The sequence below is a fragment of the Lacinutrix sp. MEBiC02404 genome (assembly GCF_053601575.1).
Genome location: NZ_JBSHNV010000056.1, coordinates 1 through 245 on the forward strand (window position 1 = coordinate 1; position 245 = coordinate 245).

General features: G+C 42.0%; 1 protein-coding gene. It reads left to right on the plus strand.

Features of this window, described 5'->3' with window-relative positions:
• The coding region (locus tag ACVCXO_RS00340; protein ID WP_452227612.1) for a hypothetical protein at positions 1-245 on the plus strand (245 nt) is incomplete at both ends.

Below are 245 nucleotides of genomic sequence, written 5' to 3' on the forward strand. Positions count from 1 at the left end.
ACTGGAACCGTATATAACGATGAAGATGGTGATGGAATACAAAACGGAACAGAAACCGGATTTACTTCTCCAGTAACTGTATTTGCAGATTTAGATGGCAATGGCGTATTAGACGCAGGAGAGCCAACAGCAACAACAGCAGCGGATGGAACATATACTATTTCAGGAGTACCAGCAGGAACAGTAGATATCGTAGTAGATACAACTACTTTACCAGCAGGAGCAAGTTTAACAGAAGGAACAGA